Below are 1,550 nucleotides of genomic sequence, written 5' to 3' on the forward strand. Positions count from 1 at the left end.
CTGCTGTGCGGGTACCAGCCGGCGTCGACGGCGGCACGCGAGGCGCCGACGGCCGCGCCGAGCGCGTCCGCGAGCTCCTCGACCACGCCGAAGCCCTCGGCGGCACCGACACCGCGGCCGCCGGAGACCACGATGGCGGCCTCGGTCAGCTCGGGGCGGCCGGTGGAGACGCGCGGGGTGCGCGAGGTGACCTTGGCGGCGTTGCCGGTGAACTCCACCGACACGTTCTCGACCGCGCCGGCGGCCGGGGCGGCCTCCGGGGCGACGGCGTTCGGCTTGACGGTGATGACCGGGGCACCCTTGGTGACCTTGGACTTCACCTGGAAGGAGGCGGCGAACACCGACTGGGTGGCGACCGGACCGCCGTCGCCGGCCTCCAGGTCGACGGCGTCGGTGATGATGCCGGAGCCGATCCGCAGCGCGACGCGGGCGGCGACCTCCTTGCCCTCGCCGGAGGAGGTGACCAGGACGGCGGCCGGGGCGACCGTCTTGGCGATCTGGGCCAGGGCGTCCACCTTGGGGACGACCAGCTGGTCGGTGAACTCGGCGCCGTCGGCGACGTACACCTTGGCGGCGCCGTACTCGCCGGCCTTGGCGGCGATGTCGGCCGCGGCGGCACCGGCGCCGAGGACGACGGCGGACGGCTCACCGATACGGCGGGCCAGGGTCAGCAGCTCCAGGGCCGGCTTGCGGACCACACCCTCGGCGTGGTCCACCAGGACGAGAATCTCAGCCATTGCTCAATGTCTCCGTGTTTCGCTGGGTCGGGGGGTGGGGGCGGCTCAGATGAACTTCTGGTCGGCGAGGAAGCCGGCGAGCTGCTTGCCGCCCTCGCCCTCGTCCTTGACGACCGTGCCCGCGGTGCGCGCCGGACGCGCCGCCACCGACTCGACCGCGGTCCACGAACCCGCCAGGCCGACCTCGTCGGCCTCGATGCCCAGGTCGTCCAGGTCCAGCGACTCCACCGGCTTCTTCTTCGCCGCCATGATCCCCTTGAACGAGGGGTAACGGGCCTCGCCCGACTGGTCCGTCACCGAGACGACGGCCGGCAGCGCGGCCTCCACCAGCTCGGTCGCCGCGTCACCGTCACGACGGCCCTTGACCACGCCGCCCTCGACCGACACCTCGGACAGCAGCGTCACCTGCGGCACGCCCAGACGCTCCGCCAGCAGCGCCGGCAGCACACCCATCGTGCCGTCCGTCGACGCCATACCACCGATCACCAGGTCGAACCCGGTCTTCTCCAGCGCCTTCGCCAGGACCGCCGACGTCCCGATCACGTCCGAACCGTGGATGTCGTCGTCGTTCACGTGCACGGCCTTGTCCGCACCCATCGACAGCGCCTTGCGCAGCGCGTCCTTCGCGTCGTCCGGACCCACCGTCAGCACCGTCACCTCGGCGCCCTCGTTCGCCTCCGCGATGCGCAGCGCCTGCTCGACGCCGTACTCGTCCAGCTCCGACAGGAGGCCGTCCACGCCCTCCCGGTCGGTGGTGTGGTCGTCCGCGAAACGACGGTCACCCGTCGCGTCCGGCACGTACTTCACACAGAC

General features: G+C 72.4%; 2 protein-coding genes. Both read right to left on the reverse strand.

Annotation, left to right across the window (positions count from 1 at the left end):
* Positions 1–737 (reverse strand): electron transfer flavoprotein subunit alpha/FixB family protein (locus ACFQ87_RS26835; protein WP_380613378.1); only part of this gene is annotated, 737 nt, incomplete at its 3' end.
* Between the two features lie 45 nt (positions 738–782).
* Positions 783–1,550 (reverse strand): electron transfer flavoprotein subunit beta/FixA family protein (locus ACFQ87_RS26840; RefSeq protein WP_380613379.1); only part of this gene is annotated, 768 nt, incomplete at its 5' end.

Origin of the sequence: Kitasatospora sp. NPDC056531 (genome assembly GCF_042794375.1) — a bacterium.
Classification (GTDB): domain Bacteria; phylum Actinomycetota; class Actinomycetes; order Streptomycetales; family Streptomycetaceae; genus Kitasatospora.